The 22176-nt window shown below is 56.0% G+C and carries 22 protein-coding genes; 1 reads left to right on the plus strand and 21 read right to left on the minus strand.

The window, feature by feature from the left end; genetic code table 11:
• Window positions 1-312 precede the first annotated feature (312 nt).
• From lipB to leuS, 13 genes are all read right to left on the minus strand, one after another.
• On the minus strand, window positions 313-954 hold the full coding sequence (gene lipB / locus IEX01_RS02020; RefSeq protein WP_024559117.1) for a lipoyl(octanoyl) transferase LipB: 642 nt from the start codon (window positions 952-954) through the stop codon (window positions 313-315).
• Between the two features lie 87 nt (window positions 955-1041).
• Window positions 1042-1305 carry a DUF493 family protein YbeD gene (gene ybeD, locus IEX01_RS02025; RefSeq protein ID WP_007710678.1) on the minus strand — a complete coding sequence of 88 codons (264 nt, stop codon included), beginning with the start codon at window positions 1303-1305 and terminating at the stop codon, window positions 1042-1044.
• A gap of 105 nt (window positions 1306-1410) precedes the next feature.
• The gene (dacA, locus tag IEX01_RS02030) at window positions 1411-2622 is read right to left on the minus strand and encodes a D-alanyl-D-alanine carboxypeptidase DacA (RefSeq protein ID WP_024559118.1); all 1212 of its coding nucleotides are present in this window, start codon (window positions 2620-2622) and stop codon (window positions 1411-1413) included.
• Window positions 2623-2767: 145 nt separating this feature from the next.
• Complete coding sequence (gene rlpA, locus IEX01_RS02035; RefSeq protein ID WP_048887194.1) at window positions 2768-3979, minus strand: endolytic peptidoglycan transglycosylase RlpA; 1212 nt, start codon at window positions 3977-3979, stop codon at window positions 2768-2770.
• Between the two features lie 10 nt (window positions 3980-3989).
• The gene (gene mrdB, locus IEX01_RS02040) at window positions 3990-5102 is read right to left on the minus strand and encodes a peptidoglycan glycosyltransferase MrdB (RefSeq protein WP_048887193.1); all 1113 of its coding nucleotides are present in this window, start codon (window positions 5100-5102) and stop codon (window positions 3990-3992) included.
• 5 nt (window positions 5103-5107) lie between these two features.
• The gene (gene mrdA, locus IEX01_RS02045) at window positions 5108-7006 is read right to left on the minus strand and encodes a peptidoglycan DD-transpeptidase MrdA (protein WP_024559121.1); all 1899 of its coding nucleotides are present in this window, start codon (window positions 7004-7006) and stop codon (window positions 5108-5110) included.
• Window positions 7007-7031: 25 nt separating this feature from the next.
• Window positions 7032-7502 (minus strand): 23S rRNA (pseudouridine(1915)-N(3))-methyltransferase RlmH, encoded by a 471-nt coding sequence (gene rlmH / locus IEX01_RS02050; RefSeq protein ID WP_024559122.1) that lies wholly within the window; start codon window positions 7500-7502, stop codon window positions 7032-7034.
• Between the two features lie 3 nt (window positions 7503-7505).
• On the minus strand, window positions 7506-7823 hold the full coding sequence (gene rsfS / locus IEX01_RS02055) for a ribosome silencing factor (RefSeq protein ID WP_024559123.1): 318 nt from the start codon (window positions 7821-7823) through the stop codon (window positions 7506-7508).
• Window positions 7824-8100: 277 nt separating this feature from the next.
• Entirely contained in the window at window positions 8101-8724 is a 624-nt protein-coding gene (locus IEX01_RS02060) for an adenosylcobalamin/alpha-ribazole phosphatase (RefSeq protein ID WP_188723190.1), read from the minus strand.
• Window positions 8725-8811: 87 nt separating this feature from the next.
• On the minus strand, window positions 8812-9465 hold the full coding sequence (nadD, locus tag IEX01_RS02065) for a nicotinate-nucleotide adenylyltransferase (protein WP_188723191.1): 654 nt from the start codon (window positions 9463-9465) through the stop codon (window positions 8812-8814).
• A complete protein-coding gene (gene holA, locus IEX01_RS02070; RefSeq protein WP_024559126.1) occupies window positions 9458-10489 on the minus strand; it encodes a DNA polymerase III subunit delta in 1032 nt (343 codons plus the stop codon). The genes nadD and holA overlap by 8 nt, the downstream gene beginning before the upstream one ends.
• Complete coding sequence (lptE, locus tag IEX01_RS02075) at window positions 10489-11082, minus strand: LPS assembly lipoprotein LptE (protein ID WP_024559127.1); 594 nt, start codon at window positions 11080-11082, stop codon at window positions 10489-10491. The genes holA and lptE overlap by 1 nt, the downstream gene beginning before the upstream one ends.
• Before the next feature lie 14 nt (window positions 11083-11096).
• Window positions 11097-13679, minus strand: coding sequence for a leucine--tRNA ligase (gene leuS, locus IEX01_RS02080; RefSeq protein ID WP_152526311.1), 2583 nt, complete (start codon window positions 13677-13679; stop codon window positions 11097-11099).
• Between the two features lie 227 nt (window positions 13680-13906).
• Here leuS and IEX01_RS02085 point away from each other — a divergent pair, with 227 nt between their 5' ends.
• Window positions 13907-14392 (plus strand): zinc ribbon-containing protein, encoded by a 486-nt coding sequence (locus tag IEX01_RS02085; protein WP_024559129.1) that lies wholly within the window; start codon window positions 13907-13909, stop codon window positions 14390-14392.
• Between the two features lie 39 nt (window positions 14393-14431).
• On the opposite strand, the gene IEX01_RS02090 is transcribed toward IEX01_RS02085, so the two are convergent.
• The 8 genes from IEX01_RS02090 to IEX01_RS02125 form a co-directional block, all read right to left on the minus strand.
• Window positions 14432-15157, minus strand: a complete 726-nt coding sequence (locus tag IEX01_RS02090) for an amino acid ABC transporter ATP-binding protein (protein ID WP_024559130.1) — start codon at window positions 15155-15157, stop codon at window positions 14432-14434.
• The gene (gltK, locus tag IEX01_RS02095) at window positions 15157-15831 is read right to left on the minus strand and encodes a glutamate/aspartate ABC transporter permease GltK (protein ID WP_188723192.1); all 675 of its coding nucleotides are present in this window, start codon (window positions 15829-15831) and stop codon (window positions 15157-15159) included. Before gltK ends, IEX01_RS02090 begins: the two co-directional genes overlap by 1 nt.
• Window positions 15831-16571, minus strand: a complete 741-nt coding sequence (locus IEX01_RS02100; RefSeq protein ID WP_024559132.1) for an amino acid ABC transporter permease — start codon at window positions 16569-16571, stop codon at window positions 15831-15833. Before IEX01_RS02100 ends, gltK begins: the two co-directional genes overlap by 1 nt.
• A gap of 160 nt (window positions 16572-16731) precedes the next feature.
• Window positions 16732-17637, minus strand: coding sequence for an amino acid ABC transporter substrate-binding protein (locus IEX01_RS02105; protein WP_188723193.1), 906 nt, complete (start codon window positions 17635-17637; stop codon window positions 16732-16734).
• 350 nt (window positions 17638-17987) lie between these two features.
• Entirely contained in the window at window positions 17988-19529 is a 1542-nt protein-coding gene (gene lnt / locus IEX01_RS02110; RefSeq protein WP_024559702.1) for an apolipoprotein N-acyltransferase, read from the minus strand.
• 4 nt (window positions 19530-19533) lie between these two features.
• The gene (corC, locus tag IEX01_RS02115; RefSeq protein ID WP_024559135.1) at window positions 19534-20412 is read right to left on the minus strand and encodes a CNNM family magnesium/cobalt transport protein CorC; all 879 of its coding nucleotides are present in this window, start codon (window positions 20410-20412) and stop codon (window positions 19534-19536) included.
• A 102-nt stretch (window positions 20413-20514) separates the two neighbouring features.
• Window positions 20515-20982: an rRNA maturation RNase YbeY gene (gene ybeY, locus IEX01_RS02120; protein ID WP_188723194.1), complete on the minus strand. Its 468-nt coding sequence runs from the start codon at window positions 20980-20982 to the stop codon at window positions 20515-20517.
• Window positions 20979-22040, minus strand: a complete 1062-nt coding sequence (locus IEX01_RS02125) for a PhoH family protein (protein WP_024559137.1) — start codon at window positions 22038-22040, stop codon at window positions 20979-20981. The genes ybeY and IEX01_RS02125 overlap by 4 nt, the downstream gene beginning before the upstream one ends.
• Window positions 22041-22176 lie beyond the last annotated feature (136 nt).

The following is a 22176-nucleotide window of genomic DNA, read 5'->3' on the forward strand; positions in this document are numbered from 1 at the left end:
GCTCCAAATACAGTGATAAAACATATAATAAATTGATTATATTTATTAAATCTATGAATTGGCGATTAAGCAGACAATAAAGCCGTTGACGTGTCGTTTCACTATTTAAGTGAATAGGACTTTCCGCTAACGGCAAGCAGGAAAAACGATTTTTCAGATTATTCTCGCATTGACCGCCCTGTCATTATTTATTGCCTGAATTAATAATTACTCGTTCAGGCGAAAAGAAAATATATAATCCATCACAGATTGTAAAGCGACAAATAAACGGCACGAATGGCCGCAATAGCGCATTGCGGCCTGAATAGAAATTTAAGCAGAAATATATTCCGCGGCGGGATTGTTAAGCAGTGCTAAAAAGTGATGGACCAGGCGCGGCTGGATTTTTTCGACGCTCGCGCCCGGGCGTAGCGCGCTGATTTGCGTCATCTCCATGCCGGCGTATCCGCATGGGTTGATGCGCAAAAAAGGCGTAAGATCCATATCAATGTTCAATGCCAGACCGTGAAAAGAGCAGCCTTTACGGATGCGCAGCCCCAGCGAACAGATCTTTTTCTCGCCTACATAGACGCCAGGCGCATCCGCACGAGGATGGGCTTCAATATTAAGCTCAGCCAGGGTATTCACGACGGTTTGCTCCAGTAGCGTGACCAGCTCGCGTACGCCAAGCTTGCGGCGTTTAAGATTAAGCAAGACATACATCACCTGCTGCCCGGGGCCGTGATAGGTAACCTGCCCGCCGCGATCGCTTTGAACAACTGGAATATCGCCCGGCATTAAAACATGTTCCGCTTTGCCCGCCTGCCCCTGAGTAAAAACAGGCTGATGCTCAACCAGCCAGATTTCGTCTGGGGTAGTCTCGTCGCGGGTATCGGTAAACTCATGCATCGCCTGCGATATGGGCTCATAAGGCTGCAGGCCGAGCTGGCGTATCAGAAGGGTATCCTGAAACAAAACAGCGTCTCCGGAAGGAATAAGGTGCGGGGAGTATATCACAGCGAGTGGGGAGGGAGATTGCCCGGCTATGGCCGGGCGACGCGATTACAGCACCATGCGGACAATTTCGATATTGCCCAGCTCTTCATAGAGCGTTTCTACCTGCTCGATATGCGTTGCGTTAATGGTGATAGAAACCGAGTGGTAGTTCCCTTTGCTGCTCGGTTTAACCTGCGGCGTGTAGTCGCCAGGGGCGTGGCGCTGCACAACCTCAACGACCAGATCAACCAACTCAGGCTTCGCCAGACCCATCACTTTGTAAGTAAAGGGGGTAGGGAACTCAAGCAGTTCGTTAAGTTTGGTTTTCATGTCAGCTCCAGCGTTACGTCAGAAAATAATAACTCCCGCCGTAGCGGGAGTTGGTTTGATGCCTAGTATATGGGGACAAATCTGAGGCTTTCAAGTGGTCATTTTTTAGCCGAACCAGTGATGGAACATCAGTTTGATGTAATCAATGATTTTGCCAAAGAAATTGCCTTCCTGAATTTCTTCCAGCACCACCAGCGGGCGCTGGTCGATAGTTTTGCCGTCGAGCTGGAAGTTAATGGTGCCCACCACCTGGTTTTTAGCAAGCGGCGCGTGCAGTTCAGACGTGTTCAGCACATAGCTTGCTTTCAGATCTTTCATGCGGCCACGGGGAATGGTCAGATAAATGTCTTTATCCACGCCAAGCGAAGCGCGATCGCTGTCGCCAAACCACGCCGGTTCAGAGGCGAACTCTTTACCCGCTTTCAGCGGATTCACGGTTTCGAAGAAGCGAAAGCCCCAGGTCAGCAGTTTTTTACTTTCCGCTTCACGCCCTTTAAAGGTACGGCCGCCCATCACAGCGGAAATCAGGCGCATCTGGCCTTCAGTCGCTGATGCCACCAGGTTATAGCCTGCTTTATCGGTATGCCCGGTTTTAATGCCGTCCACGTTAAGGCTGTTATCCCATAGCAGACCGTTACGGTTGGTCTGGCGGATGCCGTTAAAGGTGAACTCTTTTTCTTTATAAATGGAGTATTCGTTCGGCACGTCGCGAATAAGCGCCTGGCCAATCAGCGCCATGTCGCGGGCGGAGCTGTACTGACCATCAGCATCAAGGCCATGCACCGTCTGGAAATGGGTGTTTTTCAGGCCCAGGGCGTTCACGTAGTTATTCATCAGCCCGACGAAAGCATCCTGGCTACCTGCGACATAATCCGCCATCGCTACGCAAGCATCGTTGCCCGATTGCAGGTTGATGCCGCGGATCAGCTGTGAAACCGGCACTTGCATGCCGGGCTTCAGGAACATCAGAGACGAACCTTTGAACACCGGGTTGCCGGTGGCCCATGCATCATTGCCGATAGTGACCAGATCCGACTCTTTGAATTTATTGGCTTTCATCGCCTGGCCGATGACATAGCTGGTCATCATTTTGGTCAGGCTCGCCGGGTCGCGACGCGCGTCGGCGTTCTGCTCGGCCAGCACTTTGCCTGAGTTGTAGTCGATCAGGATGTACGCCTCGGCATCAATCTGCGGCACGCCCGGGATCATGGTTTTGATGTTGAGATCGTCAGCGTGAGCGGTAGAAAGTGCCGCGACAGAAAACGCGGTCGCGAGCGCAACGCGCTGCATAAAACGAACGGAGAGAGTGGTCTTCATGGTCAGAACAACGACATCCGTGATGAAAATGAAAAAAAGTGCCTTACTATAACAAATGCGTTTTGGGCTGGCATCCGACTTTGCTCATGAGTTTGTTAATGGCCTTTACCTTAACTGACAAAGCGGCAAGCCAGCCCTTCACGTTTTATTGTGCGGCGGCGTTAGTGACGAAAGATTGCAACTGGGCCTCGCTTAGCAGCCGCTGTTGCAGCGCGCTGGCTTCGGCTTTACTGGCGAAAGGACCAAGCTGAACGCGATAAACCGCGCCGTTTTGGTTGACCCGGCCCGGCACCGAAAATTGCTGGCTCAGTTTTTGTTGCCACTGGCTGGCGCGGCCCGCATCGCTGACGGCGCCCACCTGCACCACATAGCCTGCGGCTACCGTTCCGGCAGCACTCGCTGCGGCGCCCGGCACGCTGCCCTGAACGGAGCCGGGGGCGGTAACCGGTGCGGCAGGCTGACCAACAGGCTGCGCAGGGGCGGTTTGCTGCGGCGCGGCAACGACAGGCTGCGCCGCTGTCGGCTGGGTTGTCGGAGCGGCGACAGCGCCAGCGGGGGCGACAACCGGCTGCGTCGGCGCGTCGCTTTCCAGCACGCCGCTGTTTAGCGTGGTAGGCGCGCCGAGAAAACCGCTGCTTTTGACGGGCGCACCGGTCGCATCATCGCTTTGCAGTGTATCGTTGCTGATGGCGCGTACGTCGCCCTGCGGCTGTTGAGGCGCTGGCGCTGACGAAGCGCTGCCCATGCCGCCGCTTAAGTCCGGACGAGCGGGCAGGGCGTAAGTCTGTTTGGCGACCGTGGTACACGCCATGCCAGGACCAGAGAGCGAACCGTCCGGCGCGACGATAATCGGATCGACCCGCACTTTGGTGTTATTAGAGGTGTTCAGGCGGTCTGCCGAGGCGCGAGAAAGCGAAATAATCCGATCGTTGCCATACGGCCCGCGGTCGTTAATGCGCACCACAATCATACGGCCATTCGCCAGGTTCGTGACGCGCGCATAGCTTGGGATCGGCAGCGTAGGGTGCGCGGCGGTCAGTTGCATGGGATCAAAAGGTTCGCCGGATGCGGTCTGGTTGCTGCCAGGCTCCGCGTCATAAATGGCCGCAAGGCCTGCCTGGCTGAAGCGGGAGAGATCCTGCACGATTTTATAGCGCTTACCGTCGCGCTCGTAATCCTGGTTAACCGAGGGGTTCAGCGGCTCATAGCGCGGCTCCGCGCCGCTGATTTCCACAACAGGCCCGTTACAGACCGCCGGTTGCGGCGCAACAGGCGCCTGCTGTTGTCCCTCGTCACTGGTAGTACAAGCCGCCAGTAATCCTGCGGCGATACAGACGCCAAGCCACTGCTTACGCATTGCGCACCTCTTATACGCTTTTCGACAACATTTTTCTGTGGGTATGGATCGACATCACGATGCCAAACCCGGCCATGAGCACGATAAGGGCCGAGCCCCCGTAACTCACCAGCGGCAGCGGTACGCCTACCACCGGCAAGATACCGCTCACCATACCAATATTTACAAAGACATAAACAAACAAAATCAGCATCAGGCCGCCTGCCATTACGCGCCCGAAGGTGGTCTGCGCGCGAGCGGCTATCCACAGGCCGCGCATAATCAGCAGCAGATAGAGCGCAAGCAGTATCAGTACGCCCACCAGCCCCAGCTCTTCCGCCAGCACGGCGAAGATAAAGTCGGTATGACGCTCAGGCAAAAACTCCAGCTGCGACTGGGTGCCGTGCAGCCAGCCTTTACCGCGCAGGCCGCCTGAGCCTATAGCAATTTTAGACTGGATAATATGATAGCCCGCGCCGAGCGGATCGCTTTCCGGGTCAAGCAGCATCATAACGCGCTGACGCTGGTAGTCGTGCATCAGGAAGAACCACAGAATCGGGATAAAAGCCGCCAGCAGCAGCACCGCGATGCCGATTAAACGCCAGCTCAGGCCGGAGAGAAAGAGCACGAATAACCCGGAAGCGGCGATAAGAATGGCGGTGCCGAGGTCCGGCTGCGCCGCTACCAGCAGCGTCGGCATAAAAATCAGCACCAGCGCGATGCCTGTATTTTTAAGCGAAGGCGGGCAGACGTCGCGGTTAATAAAGCGCGCCACCATCAGCGGCACCGCGATTTTCGCTATCTCCGAGGGCTGAAAGCGCACGACACCCAGGTCAAGCCAGCGCTGCGCGCCTTTTGAGATGGCGCCGAAGGCGTCCACCGCCACCAGCAAAATAATACAAAAGATATAGAGATAGGGCGCCCAGCCCTCATAAACGCGCGGCGGGATTTGCGCCATGACGATCATGATGACAAGCCCCATCACAATCTGGCCAATCTTGCGCTCCATCATGCCGATATCCTGGCCGCTGGCGCTCCAGATAACCATCGCGCTGTAAAAGCAGAGCGCGAAAATAATCAGCAGAAAAGTCGGGTCGAGGTGGATTTTATCCCACAGCGACTTTTTATTGGGATTGTCGGTCATGGTAATTAATCCTCAGCCGCCGTCTGAGCCGGGTTCTCGCTCGGCAGGTCGGTGTTGTTATCCCCGAGCATAATATGGTCGAGAATTTGACGCATGATGGTGCCTACCGCCGGACCGGCGCCGCCGTTTTCCAGGATCATCGCCACAGCCACTTGTGGGTGGTCATACGGGGCGAAGGCGGTCATCAGCTTATGGTCGCGCAAACGCTCGGAAATTTTATGCGCGTTGTAGGTTTCGTTAGCCTTCAGGCCAAACACCTGCGCGGTACCAGATTTGGCCGCGATTTTATAAGGCGCGCTGGCGAAATATTTATGGCCTGTGCCGTTAGCGCGGTTCGCCACGCCATACATGCCGTCTTTCGCGATTTCCCAATAGCCGGAGTGGATATCGCCTACCGGCGGCTGTTCCGGCTGCTTCCAGGGCACCTGCTGGCCGTTGACGTTGGTGCTCATCAGCAGATGCGGCACTTTGACGATGCCGTCGTTAATCAGAATCATCATCGCTTTGTTCATCTGCACCGGCGTGGCGGTCCAGTAACCCTGGCCGATACCCACCGGAATGGTATCGCCCTGATACCACGGTTTCTTAAAGCGCTTCATTTTCCATTCGCGGGTCGGCATGTTGCCTGAACGCTCTTCCGCAAGATCGATGCCGGTAAGATGGCCGTAACCAAATTTGTTCATCCACTCGGAAAGCCTGTCGATGCCCATGTCGTAAGCGACCTGGTAAAAGAAGGTATCCGCCGACTCTTCAAGCGATTTGGTAACGTTAAGCCGCCCGTGGCCCCACTTTTTCCAGTCGCGGTAGCGTTTTTCAGAGCCCGGCAACTGCCACCAGCCCGGGTCGAACAGGCTGGTGTTACGGTTGATAACATTCGCGCTCAGCGCGGAAACCGCCACGTAAGGCTTAACGGTAGACGCCGGCGGGTAAACCCCCTGCGTGGCGCGGTTAATCAACGGCGTATTCGGGTCGTTGAGCAATGCCGAATAATCTTTGCTGGAGATGCCGTCAACAAACAGGTTCGGGTTATAGCTTGGTGTGGAGACCATCGCCAGAATGCCGCCGGTGCGGGGGTCGGTTACGACGACTGCCGCACGGCTGCCCTGCAGCAAGGTTTCGATATAGCTTTGCAGCTTGAGATCGAGCGTCAGATAGATGTCGTGGCCTGCCTGCGGCGGCACTTCTTTAAGCTGGCGAATCACGCGGCCGCGGTTGTTGACTTCAACCTCTTCGTAACCGGTCTGGCCGTGAAGGATATCTTCGTAATAGCGCTCAATGCCAAGCTTGCCGATGTCATGCGTGGCGGCATAGTTAGCGAGCTTGCCGTCTTTATCGAGCCGCTCAACGTCTTTGTCGTTTATTTTTGAGACATAACCTATCACGTGGGTGAGGGCAGAGCCGTAGGGATAGTAACGACGCTTGTAGCCTTTCACTTCCACGCCGGGAAAGCGGTACTGGTTAACGGCAAAGCGCGCCACCTGAACTTCCGTCAGGTTGGTTTTCACCGGAATCGAGGTGAAGCGGTGCGAGCGGGCGCGCTCTTTTTTGAAGTTGGCGATATCGTCATCGTTAAGATCGACCACGCTGCGTAACGCTTCAAGCGTTTGCTGCACGTTATCGACCTTCTCCGGCATCATCTCAACCTGATAAATAGTGCGGTTTAGCGCCAGAGGAATGCCGTTGCGGTCATAGATAATGCCGCGACTTGGCGCAATGGGGACCAGCTTGATACGGTTTTCGTTCGAGCGCGTCTGGTAGTCGTTGAAGCGCACGATCTGCACGTTATAAAGGTTGGCGATCAGCACGCCGGTAAGCAGCAAAATCCCCACAAAGGCGACAAGCGCCCGGCGCACAAAAAGCGCGGACTCAGCCGTATAGTCGCGAAAAGAATTCTGTAATTTCATCCGCTGCTTAGTCTACCTGGTAGCGTTACTCACGATGGTAAGGGTGATTGGTGGTAATGCTCCACGCGCGATAAAGGCTCTCCGCCACCAGCACCCGCACCAGCGGGTGGGGGAGGGTCAGGGTCGAAAGCGACCAGCTCTGCTCCGCCGCCGCTTTGCAGGCGGGAGCCAGACCTTCCGGCCCGCCAATCAGCAGGCTGACGTCGCGCCCATCCTGTTTCCAGCGCTCCAGCTCTTTGGCAAGGCGTGGCGTATCCCAGGGCTGCCCTGGAATATCCAGCGTGACGATGCGGTTGCCTTTGCCTGCCGCCGCCAGCATCATTTCGCCCTCTTTATCGAGGATGCGCTTGATATCGGCGTTTTTACTTCGTTTACCGGCGGGAATTTCCACCAGTTCGAACGGCATGTCTTTGGGAAAACGGCGCAGGTATTCGATAAAGCCCGTTTGCACCCAGTCGGGCATTTTGGTGCCGACGGCAACCAGCTGCAGCTTCACCCGTCAGCCCCAGAGCTTTTCGAGCTCGTACAGGCGACGGCTCTCTTCCTGCATGACATGTACGATGACATCGCCCAGGTCAACCACCACCCAGTCTGCGGCGCTTTCGCCTTCCACGCCCAGCGGCAGCAAGCCGGCGGCGCGGGATTCCTGCACGACGTGGTCAGCGATAGAGACGACGTGGCGGCTGGAGGTGCCGGTGCAGATTATCATACAGTCGGTGATGCTGGATTTACCCTGAACGTCTAAGGCGACAATGTCCTGACCTTTCAGATCGTCGATTTTATCGATAACAAAATCCTGGAGTGCTTTACCCTGCAAGTTTTCCCCCTGAGAGAGTGAAAAGTTAACAGACATGGAGTCCACGTCTTTGATTTGATTGTTCTGGTAGCCGTACCGGACGCATTTGGCCGGTCTGCGGACAGAAGTGGGCTATCATCCCACCGCTGGCAAGAGTTTGCATCGCCATTTTTGTAAAACAATTTCAGAAAGGCGCGTGCGGCGGGAGAAAGTCTGGCAGCGGAGAATAGCAGCATCCCCCGCCGTGTCAATGGGCGTATGCGACTATCGCCTTGATGCGCCATGCCCGTAAGTAAAATCAGACGGCGGGCAGGAGGTTTGCTTGCCACGGCGCGCGATTGTTGAGCGTGCGTAAGGTAACGAAATTATCGAATCGCTCCAGCATGCTCCATGCGCCCTGCTCGATAAGAAAGTGCCACAGCGAAGCGGAGGGCATTTGCATCAACCGGGCGATGAGCAGGCTCAGCACGCCCTGATGGCTCACCAGCAAGACGTTTTGCGCATCGTTCATGGTGTGCAGACGGGTGATAAGTTGCTCTACGCGCAGAGAAAACGCCTGAAAACCTTCGCCATTGGTGGGAACGACATTCTGCCAGTCGGCGCACCAGGCGGCATAATTAGCCGCGTCTTCGCGCTGTAAATCACGGTGATGACGCATCTCCCAGTCGCCGAAATGCATTTCGTTAAGCAACGGTTCGACTTCCGGCGTCAGGCTGCGGCCCGCGACAATAAGCTTCGCCGTATGCTGCGCACGACCCAGCGCGCTGCACAGGACTTTATCGAATGGCGCCGCTTTTAGCATTTCGCCTACGGCCTGCGCCTGCTGGATCCCTCTCGTGGTTAACATTGTTTCCGAATGGCCGCTGTAAAGCCCGGCCACGTTAGCTTCGGTTTGCCCATGACGCACCAGCCACAGTTTCATTCTTCTTCTCCTCGCTTTATCTGTATGCAGTTTATCACCGCAAAACGACAGGGCGGCGGCTTTGGCTGAAGATGTGCGCGGAATCGGTTAACGGTAAAGGTGATGCTCGCGGATGTAGGCAAGGACGCGGGGAGGGACTATCTCATCACAGGGACGATTTGCCGCCAGGCGGTGGCGAATATCGGTGGCGGAAATATCAAAAAGCGGCGTGTCGGCAAGGAAGATTTGTCCGGCGGGACGCTGATGAAGCAGGGCGATATCACGGGTAAGGCGCGCTTCTAACCAGCGCTGCTGTTCGTCATTCTGCATGCGCACCGGATAGCCAGGACGGCGACATACCAAAAGGTGGCATCGCTCCAGCAATTGCTCGTAGCGATACCAGTAAGGCAAAGAAAGTAAAGAGTCCTGGCCGATGATAAAGGCCAGCGGACGGGTCTCGCCCTGCTCTTCACGCAGCTGGCGGAAGGTTTCGGCAGTATAAGACGGGGTTTCGCGCTGCAACTCCCGGCTATCCAGCGCAAAGAGCGAATTGTCGGCAATCGCCAGCTCCACCATCGCTCTGCGCTGTTCGCTGCTGGCCTGAGGCTGCGGACGGTGCGGCGGGACATTGTTCGGCATGATGACAACATGCTCAAGCCCCACCGTCTGCGCCAGCGCTTCTACTGGACGCAGGTGGCCATAATGAATGGGATCGAAGGTGCCGCCGTAGTAAGCCTGTAATTTGCCAGCCGCGTTAGCCATCAATAAATATGTCCGCCAGGGGTTTATGACAGAGTAGCAGAGAGAGGCTGTCAAGTTCTGCCCAGACCGACTGGCCGTAATCCTGCTTAAGCGTCAATTCGATTTGCGTCAACAGGCGAACGGCCTGCCAGAGCTGATCGTCGCCAAGGCGCGTTAACGCTTCGGTCAGAAGCCCACGGCGGTTTTGCCAGACGCGGTGCTGATCGAACAGATTACGCAGCGGCGTAGCAGCAGACTGGCGCTTAAGGGTAACGAGCAGCAGCAGTTCGCGCTGAATGGTGCGCAGTAAGATAACCGGCTCGGCGCCTTCAAGGCGCAACTGTTGCAGAATATGCAGGGCTCGCTTGCTTTTTCCCGCCAGCAGAGCATCAACCCAGTGAAACGGCGTAAAGTGCGCGGCGTCGTTGACCGCCTGCTCGACTCGCGGCAGGGTCAGCTTGCCGTCGGGCCACAGCAGAGAAAGCCGCTCCAGCGCCTGGGAGAGCGCCAGCAGGTTGCCTTCATAGCAGTAGCAAAGCAGTTGGTTCGCCGCATCATCAAGCTGCAGGTTCATCTGCTTCGCCCGGGCGGCCACCCAGCGCGGCAGCTGCGCCTGTTCGGGCGTCTGGCAGGTAACCTGTACGGCGCGGTTCGCCAGCGCGGTAAACCAGGCGGCGTTTTCCTGCGCCTTAGTGAGTTTATTGCCGCGAATAATCAGCAGCAGGTCGTCATGCAGCAGGGAGACCAGCGTAGAAAGCTGTTCGTTGATAGCCGCGTTCGGGCCATTTTCCGGCAACGTGAGCTGTAACGTTTGTCGGCTTGCGAAGAGGCTCATCGCCTGGCATAACGAGAAAATCGACTGCCAGTCGGTGCTGGCGTCCAGAATAAAGCGATGGTGCTCGGCAAAACCCTGTTGCTGCGCTGAAGCGACGATGGCGTCGTGGCTCTCCTGCAGCAGCAGCGGGTCGTTGCCAAGCAACAGATACGCCGCGCGCAGCCCCTCATGGAGCTGCGCGTGGAGTTGTTCAGGGTAAAGCTTGATCATCAGAGCGTAGTGGAGACGCGGCCAGAAGAGGCGACCGGCGCGGTCGGCGGATTAGTCACCGTAACCGGCTTCTGCGCTTCCTGCGTTTCGGCAACATCTTTGGCGTGAACCGCCAGCAGTTTACGAATCAGCTGCTCGGCAGCTTTATCGTACATCTCCTGAATGATCAGCTCCTGTTCAGCCGTTTTCGCCAGCGCCGTCAGCGGGTTGTCGAAGAACGAGCGATACACTTTGGTGCTGATGGGGTAAATATCGTGATTCGGGATCAGAACCGAAGCATTGACCACCATTACCATCTGGTATTCCGCGGTCTGGCCATTCTGGAATACCGAAGCGGTATCCTGCGACAGCGACGCGCCGCCAAGACGCAGCGACGGAATATCTTTGCGTACCGCGCTCGGCTCGACAATTTCTACGCCGTTAAGGCGCAGCTGTTCGCGAACCGCACGCGTCAGCGGGCCATTCGGATCGCCAGAGTCCAGGATCAGTTTCTGCATTTGCGTCGGCACCGACGTCGTGTTGCGCAGGTGCCAGCCACATCCGGCGGTGACCAGCACCGCCAGGCTCATCATTACAGCGATAAAATATCGCACGCTTCCTCCTGCGCTTAGCCTACAACCAGGTTCAGCAGTTTACCCGGCACGTAAATCACTTTACGTACGGTAACGCCGGTAAGGTATTTCGCCACCAGATGCTCCTGGCCGGCGCGTTCGCGAACCTGCTCTTCGGTAGCATCTGCCGGAACGGTGATTTTGCCGCGCACTTTGCCGTTGACCTGCACGACCACGAGCGTTGTGTCTTCCACCATGGCGCTTTCGTCAGCCTGCGGCCACGGCGCGTTGTCGATATCGCCTTCGCCGCCCAGTTCCTGCCACAGCGTAAAGCAAATATGCGGCGTGAACGGGTTCAGCATACGCACCACCGCCAGCAGGGCTTCCTGCAGCAGAGCGCTATCCTGCTCGCCTTCCTGCGGCGCTTTCGCCAGCTTGTTCATCAGTTCCATAATAGCCGCGATAGCGGTGTTAAAGGTCTGACGACGGCCGATATCATCGGTCACTTTAGCGATGGTTTTATGAACGTCGCGGCGCAGCGCTTTTTGATCTTCGCTCAGCGCAGCCACATCCAGCGCCGGCGCAACGCCCCGCGCGGTGTGTTCCGCAACCAGCTTCCAGACGCGTTTCAGGAAGCGGTTAGCCCCTTCCACGCCCGATTCTTGCCACTCAAGCGTCATATCTGCCGGGGAGGCGAACATCATGAACAGGCGAACGGTGTCCGCGCCGTAACGCTCAACCATCTCCTGCGGGTCAATGCCGTTGTTTTTCGACTTCGACATTTTGCTCATGCCGGTGTATACCAGCTCATGACCCGCGGCGTCGGTCGCTTTCACAATGCGGCCTTTCTCGTCGCGCTCCACGATGGCGTCTTTCGGAGAAACCCAGATGCGCTCGCCGCTGTTGCCCACGTAGTAGAAGGCATCCGCCAGCACCATGCCCTGGCAGAGCAACTGTTTAGCAGGCTCGTCAGAGTTCACCATGCCCGCATCGCGCATCAGCTTGTGGAAGAAGCGGAAGTAGAGCAGGTGCATGATGGCGTGTTCGATACCGCCAATGTAGATATCTACCGGCAGCCAGTAGTTGGCGGCTTTGGAATCCAGCATGCCTTCCTGATATTGCGGGCAGGTGTAGCGCGCATAATACCAGGAGGACTCCATAAAGGTGTCGAAGGTATCGGTTTCACGCAGCGCCGGCTGGCCGTTAACGGTGGTCTTCGCCCATTCTGGATCGGCTTTAATCGGGCTGGTGATGCCATCCATGACCACATCTTCCGGCAGGACAACCGGCAGTTGATCTTCCGGGGTCGGCATCACGGTGCCATCTTCCAGCGTCACCATCGGGATCGGCGCGCCCCAGTAACGCTGACGGGAAACGCCCCAGTCGCGCAGACGGTAGTTGATTTTGCGCTCGCCAACGCCTTTCGCGGCCAGTTTGTCGGCGATGGCGTTAAACGCCGCTTCAAAGTCGAGACCGTCAAATTCGCCGGAGTTAAACAGCACGCCTTTTTCCGTCAGCGCCTGCTGGCTGAGATCCGGCTCGCTGCCGTCCGCTGCCAGGATAACCGGCTTGATCGGCAAACCATATTTAGAGGCGAATTCATAATCGCGCTGATCGTGGCCCGGAACGGCCATCACGGCGCCGGTGCCGTATTCCATCAGCACGAAGTTAGCGGCCCAGACCGGAATGGCTTCGCCAGTCAGCGGATGAATCGCTTTAATGCCGGTGTCGACCCCTTGCTTCTCCATGGTCGCCATGTCGGCTTCCGCCACTTTGGTGTTGCGGCATTCCGCAATAAAATCACCCAGCGCCGGATTATAGGCTGCCGCCTGCTGCGCCAGCGGATGGCCCGCGGCGACCGCAAGGTAAGTCACGCCCATGAAAGTATCAGGACGGGTGGTGTAAACCGTCAGCTTCTCGTCGCTATCCTGCACGTCGAAAGTGATTTCAACGCCTTCGGAGCGGCCGATCCAGTTGCGCTGCATGGTTTTAACGGTATCCGGCCAGTGGTCGAGTTTATCCAGATCGTTAAGCAGCTCATCGGCGTAAGCGGTGATTTTGATAAACCACTGCGGAATCTCTTTACGCTCGACTTTGGTGTCGCAGCGCCAGCAGCAGCCGTCGATAACCTGTTCGTTCGCCAGAACGGTCTGGTCGTTCGGGCACCAGTTCACCGCTGAGGTTTTTTTGTAAACCAGGCCTTTTTTATAAAGCTCGGTGAAGAACTTCTGCTCCCAGCGGTAATATTCCGGGGTACAGGTCGCCAGCTCGCGGCTCCAGTCATAACCGAAGCCCAGCATCTTGAGCTGGTTCTTCATGTAATTAATGTTGTCGTAGGTCCACGGCGCCGGCGCGGTGTTGTTTTTTACCGCGGCGCCTTCAGCCGGCAGACCAAAGGCGTCCCAGCCAATCGGCTGCAGCACGTTTTTACCCAGCATGCGCTGGTAACGCGCGATAACGTCGCCGATGGTGTAGTTACGGACGTGGCCCATGTGTAGTCGGCCAGAAGGATAGGGAAGCATCGACAGGCAGTAATACTTCTCTTTGCTCTCGTCTTCGGTCACTTCAAACGTGCGCTTCTCTTCCCAGTGAAGCTGTACTTTGGATTCTATCTCTTCCGGGCGATATTGCTCTTGCATGGCAGCCAGTAGTCCTGTTTTCAAACCCGCTACAAATGTAGCGTATACGTGTGTTGTTTCAGATCCGCATAGCATAGCCGATTAGGGCGCAGCGCAACAGCCTTTCAACGGGGCGGCAACGGATGGCCTTTGCAGGAATTTACCTGCGGCTGTGCTCAGGCTAACAAAGCGCGGACCGATTAAGGTCTATCATTAGAAGAGGTTACCCACTCAGGAGGCAAAAGGCGATGAACAAGGTTGCTCAATATTACCGGGAACTGGTGGCCTCGCTCACCGAACGCGTACGCAATGGCGAACGCAATATTGATGCGCTGGTGGCCAGCGCCAGGCAACAGGTGGCGCGAACCGGCGAATTAACGCGTACGGAAATAGAGGAGGTAACCCGCGCGGTGCGGCGCGATTTGGAAGAGTTTGCCCGCAGCTATAACGAAAGCCGTGACGACGACTTTACCGACAGCGTTTTTATGCGGGTCATTAAAGAGAGCGTCTGGCAGGAGCTGGCGGACATTACCGATAAAACGCAGCTTGAATGGCGCGAAGTGTTCCAGGACCTGAACCACCATGGCGTTTATCACAGTGGCGAAGTGGTGGGGCTTGGCAATCTGGTGTGCGAAAATTGCCATCATCATCTGGCGTTTTATACACCGGAAGTTTTACCCGTTTGTCCGAAGTGCGGCCATAACCAGTTCCAGCGCCGTCCTTTCGAGCCCTGAGCAATCCATGCGCGGGCCCAGGCCCGCGCATGGCACGGTTTAGTGCAGGATTTTCGCAAGGAAATCTTTCGCACGCTCCGACTGGGGATTGGCGAAGAAATCTTCCTTCGGCGAGTCTTCGACAATTTTCCCTTCGTCCATAAAGATAACGCGGTTAGCCACTTTACGGGCGAAGCCCATTTCATGGGTAACCACCATCATCGTCATGCCTTCGTTGGCGAGCTCCACCATAACGTCCAGCACTTCGTTGATCATCTCCGGGTCCAGCGCCGACGTCGGTTCGTCAAACAGCATAGCGACTGGGTCCATACACAACGCGCGCGCAATAGCCACACGCTGCTGCTGGCCGCCGGAAAGCTGCGCCGGGTATTTATTGGCGTGAGCGGAAAGGCCTACGCGCTCCAGCAGCTTCAGCCCTTTCTGGCGTGCAGCCTCTTTATCGCGCTTGAGCACTTTGACCTGCGCGAGCGTCAGGTTTTCGATAATCGACAGATGCGGAAACAGTTCAAAGTGCTGGAACACCATGCCCACGTGAGAACGCAACTGGGCAAGATTGGTTTTCTTGTCGTTGACTTTGGTGCCGTTAACGACAATTTCGCCTTTCTGCACCGGCTCAAGGCCGTTAACTGTCTTAATGAGCGTGGATTTGCCGGAACCGGAGGGGCCGCAGACGACCACCACTTCGCCTTTTTTCACTTCCGTGGAGCAGTCGGTGAGCACCTGAAACTGACCATACCATTTCGAAACGTTTTTCAGGGAAATCATTACACAGTCCTTTTCTTCAGCCAGCCGACCAGGAGCGAAGCGCTCAGGCTAATAACAAAGTAAATCACACCCGCGAAGAGGATCATCTCGACCTGTGTGCCATCACGTTCACCAATAGTGGACGCGGTGCGGAAAAAGTCCGCGAGGCTCAGTACATAAACCAGAGAGGTATCCTGGAAAAGTACGATGCCCTGGGTGAGCAGCAGCGGCACCATGGCGCGGAAAGCTTGCGGCAGGATGATGAGTTTCATCGACTGCCAGTGGGTCATGCCGAGCGCCAGCGCGGCGCTGGACTGGCCGCGCGAAATGCTCTGGATGCCGGCGCGAATGATCTCGGAGTAGTAGGCGGCTTCAAACATGGAAAAAGCCACCATCGCTGAGATAAGGCGAATATCGGTTTTCGGCGACAGGCCCAGCACATTTTGCAGGAAGCCCGGCACAATCAGATAAAACCAGAGCAGTACCATCACCAGCGGGACGGAACGGAAGACGTTGACGTAGCTGCTGGCAAACCAGGCGATGGGTTTAACGCTCGATAAACGCATTACCGCCAGCAGCGTGCCCCACACGATGCCGATAACCACAGCGGTGACAGTAATTTTCAGCGTAATAAGCATGCCCTGAAGCAGATAGGGCAGGGCCGGGCCGATAGAACTCCAGTCAAACTCGTACATTATTTGCCCCCCAGATTGCCCGGCAGGCGGACCTTGCGTTCAACCAGATGCATCACCAGCATAATGACGGTATTGATAAGCACGTAAGCGAGCGTAATAGCGGTAAAAGATTCCCACGCGTGGGCGGAGTAGTCCAACAGTTTGCCCGCCTGGGCCGCCATATCAACAAGACCGATGGTCGAAGCGATGGCGGAGTTTTTCACCAGGTTCATCATCTCCGAGGTCATCGGCGGCACTATCACGCGATAAGCATTGGGCAGCAGCACATAGCGGTAGGTCTGCGGCAGCGTCAGACCCATCGCGAGACCGGCGTTTTTCTGGCCGCGCGGCAGCGACTGAATAGCGGCGCGCACCTGCTCGCAGACGCGGGCGGCGGTGAACAGTCCCAGGCAGATCATCGAAGAGAGGAAAAACTGCACATTCGGATCCAGTTCGGCTTTAAACCACATGCCCAGATCTTCAGGCAGCAGCTCCGGTACAACCAGATACCACGTAAAGAATTGCACGATCAGCGGAACGTTGCGAAACAGCTCTACATAGCAGGTGCCGATGCCCGATAAAAAGCGATTAGGCACGGTGCGCAGAATGCCAAACAGGGAGCCGACCAGGAAAGCGATGATCCATGCGGTAACCGACAGGGCGACGGTGACCTGAAAACCACTCCATAGCCAGCCCAGATAGGTGGTGTTGCCGAACGGGGCGGGCTGCAGAAAAATTCCCCAGTTCCAGTCTATAGACATAACGTACTCCGAAAAAAGAGGGGTAGCAGCGCTACCCCCGAAGATTGATGAGAAGCCTCTCTTTTCGCGCCGGATGGGGAACGGCCATCCAACGTATAGTCTGTCCGGGCTTCATTCGTCAATCGAGAGGGCAGGGTGTCCCGCCCCTTAATGGTTGTAATTAGTTAAGCGCTTTATCGTTAGGTTCTTTAAAGAGCGTCTGCATATCCTGAGACAGCTCGAAGTTCAGGTTAAGGTTCTTCGGCGGAATTGGGTTTTTAAACCATTTGTCGAACCATTTCGCCGCTTCGCCAGAGGTCTGGGCCTGAGCGATAGTATCGTCTACCAGTTTCTTAAACGACGCATCGCCTTTACGCATCATGCAGCCGTAAGCCTCTTTTGACTGCGGCGTGCCGACGATTTCCCAGTTATCCGGTTTCTTCGCTTTTGCACGCTCGCCCGCCAGAAGCGCGTCGTCCATCATGAACGCTACCGCACGTCCGCTTTCCAGGGTACGGAAAGAGTCGCCGTGGTCTTTCGCGCTGATGATGCGCATATCCATTTTCTTCTCATCATTGAGCTTGTGCAGCAGCACTTCAGAGGTGGTGCCGGAAGTCACGACCACCGCCTTGCCTTTCAGATTCGGGAAATCTTTAATCGGGCCGCCTTTTTTCACCAGCAGACGAGTGCCGACGACAAAGATGGTGTCGGAGAAAGCGGCCTGCTTCTGGCGCTCAAGGTTATTGGTGGTGGAGCCGCATTCAAAATCGAACGTGCCGTTTTGCAGCAGCGGAATACGGTTCTGCGAGGTGATCGGGATGAGCTTGACCTGCAGGTCTGGCTTGTTGAGCTGTTTTTTAACCGCTTCAACGATGGCGTTGGAATAGTCCTGAGAGTATCCCACCACTTTCTGTTGATTATCGTAGTAAGAGAAAGGGACTGAGGACTCACGGTGGCCGACCACAATTACCCCGTTGGCGTTGATTTTATCCAGCGTGCTCTGTCCGGTAGCGGCCTCTTGCGCGTGCACAGCGCCTGCGCTGAGCCCCATTACCAGCATTGCTGTGGTCAGTTTACGTAATTGCATATCCAACTCCTTTATCGTGGCGCCAGAAGCGCCATTGATACCCAATAGTGATGGTGTGTTGTTATGTTCTGCTACAAAATCGTGCAGTGTTGTAACTGTGTTGTTAACACTTAGCTTGGCTGAATGTAAATAATCTGCTCTTTATTTGTTTATTTTTGCGAAGTGCGCCGCACCATTCAGAGGCAAAAATAGCGCCTTGCACTGTTTTAGTGCCTGGGCTGTGCCGCTCTGGTGCAGTTGCCCGGGCAAGCGCCCGCTGCAGGACAAATCAGCCAATGTGTCTGAAGTTAATAAGCAAAGCGTATGCCAGAAATGAAAAAGGCCAGCATAGCTGGCCTTAGAAGAGGGACTTAACCGCGCTTACGGCTGCGCAGGTTATAAAGCACGGCGCTAAAGCCAAGGATAAGCGTAAGCGCCCATAGCGGCCAGTTGCCGAAGCGGGCGTAAGGGGTCAGCCCGCGGGTCGGCGTAACGGTGCTGGTCAGCGCTTCGCGGGTGAACTGCGGGATAATGTCCTGCACTTCACCGGTTGGGGTAATAATGGCTGTCACGCCGTTATTGGTGCTGCGAAGCAGCGGGCGGGCAAGCTCCAGCGCCCGCATCCGCGCCATCTGGAAGTGCTGCCAGGGACCGATGGAGTGGCCGAACCAGGCGTCGTTAGAAATCGTCAGCAGGAAATCGGTATCGGGACGGAAGTTATCGCGCACCTGCTCGCCGAGGATGATTTCATAGCAGATAGCTGCCGTTAAATTAAAACCGTGCGCCTGAAGCTGCGGCTGCAGATAAGGGCCACGGCTGAATGAAGACATGGGCAGGTCAAAGAACGGCGCCAGCGGACGCAAAATCGACTCCAGCGGCACGAACTCGCCAAAAGGCACCAGGTGGTTTTTGTTATAGCGGTCGGCAGAGCTATAGCTATAAGCGTTACCTGCGCCAAGCGTAATAATGGAGTTATAAGTATCGTAGCGGTTATGCGGGTTTAGCCGCGCGTCCACAATGCCGGTAATAAGCGAAGTGTTGCGTTCCCGCAACATCTCGTCCAGCGACGTCAGGAAACGCTGCTGGTTAATTTCGAGATCGGGAATGGCGGACTCCGGCCAGATGATCAGCTGCGATTTGCCCATCTGCGGCAGCGAGCCGTTCATATAAATCTCAAGCGTGTTTTGCAGCTCTTTTTCATCCCACTTGAGCGACTGCGGGATATTCCCTTGCACCAGCGTAACGTTTACAGCGCGATCGGTCTGCGGCGTAAACCACTGGATATAGCGTAGCGGGAAGGGCAGGGCGAAGAGAATAAACGCCGCCAGCGCGGGCTGCCAGCGGCGGGTATGCAGCGCCAGCACCAGCAGGCCGCTTACCGCCATCAGCAGGAGGTTAATCGCCTCAACGCCAAGCAGCGGCGCAAGTCCTTTCAACGGTCCGTCTACCTGGCTGTAGCCAAACTGCAGCCATGGGAAGCCCGTCAGCACCCAGCCGCGCAAAAATTCCGTGATTTGCCAGACCACAGGGGCGGCAATCGCCACGCGCCACCAGGTTGTCTTCGGCCACAGCCGCGAGAGGAGGCCTGCGAAAAGTCCGGTATAAAGCGAGAGATAAGCGGCGAGCAGGATAACCAGCGCGACGTTAACGGGGCCAGGCATGCCGCCAAAAGTCGCGATGCTGACATAAACCCAGTTAATGCCCGTGCCAAACAGGCCAAACCCCCAGAAAAAGCCGATGGCGGCGCTCTGTAGCGGTCGACGGTTAAGCGTCAGCCCCTGAAGACCCATCAGGGAAATCAGGGCGGCGGGCCAGAAATCGTAAGGGGAAAAAGCCAGCGTTCCGCTGGCGCCCAAAAGCAGCGCCAGCAGCAGACGCACACGCTGGCGTTCAATCAATGAGGCAAAGGCCATTCCATTAGTCTTCCAGTTTTGGCGTCGGCGAGTCGTCCGGTATTCTGACGTGAACCTGAATGATGCGGCGGCTGTCAGCCATCGCGACCTTGAACTGATAACCGTCAATTTCAATGGTCTCGCCACGTGCCGGCAGGTGGCCAAAGGCCTGCATCACCAGACCGCCGATGGTATCGACTTCTTCGTCGCTAAACTGCGTGCCGAAAGTGTCGTTAAAATCTTCAATCGGCGCGAGGGCGCGTACGGTCCAGGTATGACGGCTGAGTTGACGGAAATCGATATCCTCTTCGTCGTCATATTCGTCTTCAATTTCACCGACGATGAGCTCAAGGATATCTTCGATGGTCACAAGGCCGGAAACGCCGCCGAACTCATCGATGACGATAGCCATGTGATAACGCTGAGAACGGAACTCTTTCAGCATGCGGTCGACACGCTTGCTTTCCGGCACGACAACCGCCGGACGCAACACTTTTTCCATGCTGAACGGCTCGGCGTCGCTGCGCATAAACGGCAGCAGATCCTTAGCCATCAGGATCCCTTCAATGTGATCTTTATCTTCACTGATCACCGGGAAGCGCGAGTGGGCGGACTCGATGATAACATCGAGGCATTCGTCCAGGCTCTGGTTGCGTTTCAGGGTAACCATCTGGGAACGGGGGATCATGATGTCGCGAACGCGTTGGTCGGCGATATCCATTACCCCTTCAAGCATATCGCGCGTATCTTCGTCGATAAGCTCGTTCTGCCCGGAATCACGGATCAGCGCCAGCAGCTCATCACGGTTTTTCGGTTCGCCGTGAAAAAGCTGGCTCAGAAGGAGGGAGAAAAATCCCTTTTTAGTGTTAAGTGAGTCGCTACTGTGTGAATTGTCGTCGCTCATGGCGTTAATTCAAGGTTCTCATGTTAGTGGATGTGTCGCAAGCGGCGGACAAAACGCGCCGCAACGGCATAAAACGCTGGCGGCAGCGAACTGCCGCACAGATTACTCTTTCTCGGCAATGTACGGATCGTCAAAGCCCAGGGCAAGCATTATCTCGGTTTCGATGCCTTCCATCTCTTCGGCTTCGTCATCTTCGATATGGTCGTAGCCCAGCAGATGCAGGCTACCATGCACCACCATGTGCGCCCAGTGGGCTTCCAGCGTTTTCTCCTGCTCTTTCGCCTCCTGTTCGACCACCTGACGGCAAATGATAAGGTCGCCCAGCAGCGGCATTTCGATGCCAGGCGGCGCTTCGAACGGGAAAGAGAGCACGTTGGTGGGCTTATCCTTGCCGCGATAAGTCAGGTTGAGATCGTGGCTTTCCGCCTCGTCCACGAGACGGACCGTCACTTCCGCTTCTTCCTGAAACTGCGGGATAACGGCATCCAGCCAGCGCTGAAACTGCGCTTCTTCCGGCAAACCGGATGCGTCTTCGCAGGCGACCTGCAAATCAAGCATTACCTGACTCATTTATTCTCCTGCGCACCGGCGGCCAGCGCCTGCGCTTCACGTTTACGTTCGGCGGCCTGTTCCGCTTTACGTTTCTGGTCGGCCTCTTCCCAGGCTTCATAAGCATTCACTATGCGCGCGACAACCGGATGACGCACAACGTCTTCGCTGAGGAAGAAATTGAAACTGATCTCTTCGACTTCCGAGAGCACTTCAATCGCATGACGCAGGCCCGATTTCATATTGCGCGGCAGGTCAATCTGCGTAACGTCGCCAGTGATAACCGCTTTGGAGTTAAAACCAATACGCGTCAGGAACATTTTCATCTGCTCGATGGTCGTGTTCTGGCTCTCATCGAGAATAATGAAGGCGTCGTTCAGGGTGCGTCCGCGCATATAGGCGAGCGGGGCGACCTCAATCACGTTGCGCTCCATGAGCTTTTCCACGCGCTCAAAGCCAAGCATTTCGAACAGGGCGTCATAGAGCGGACGCAGATACGGGTCCACTTTCTGGCTAAGATCGCCTGGCAAGAAGCCGAGTTTTTCACCGGCTTCCACCGCCGGGCGGGTCAGCAGAATACGGCGTATCTCCTGGCGCTCCAGCGCATCCACGGCGGCGGCAACCGCAAGGTAGGTTTTCCCCGTACCCGCCGGGCCGATGCCGAAGGTAATATCGTGATCGAGAATATTGGCAATGTACTGCGCCTGGTTTGGCGTACGCGGTTTAATCACGCCGCGTTTGGTCTTAATGTTGACCGCTTTGCCATACTCCGGCACGCTCTCCGCGCTTTGCTCCAGCACGCGAGATTCTTTGATGGCCAGATGAATCTGTTCCGGCTCGATGTCTTTGATTTGCCCACGCACAGGCGCGGTATCCACGTAGAGATGGCGAAGGATATCCGTCGCGGCGCTGACGCAAATCGCGCGTCCGGTGAGTTTGAAGTGATTATCGCGACGGTTGATTTCGATACCGAGGCGGCGCTCCAGCTGTTTGATGTTGTCATCAAACGGTCCGCAAAGGCTAAGCAGACGGGCATTGTCTGCGGGTTCCAGCGTAATTTCACGTGTTTCGATATTCAAACTTATCCTCTTGGTCACACAGGGCCAGTTAGGGTGAACAATGATGCCTGCTGATTTTCTCAGGCCCTGTCGAAATTATTCACGGCGAGGGAAAAAGGCGCAAGCGACAGCACTGATATTTGGGTGTGGGATGCAG

It is taken from the genome of Franconibacter daqui (assembly GCF_014644275.1).
GTDB lineage: Bacteria > Pseudomonadota > Gammaproteobacteria > Enterobacterales > Enterobacteriaceae > Franconibacter > Franconibacter pulveris.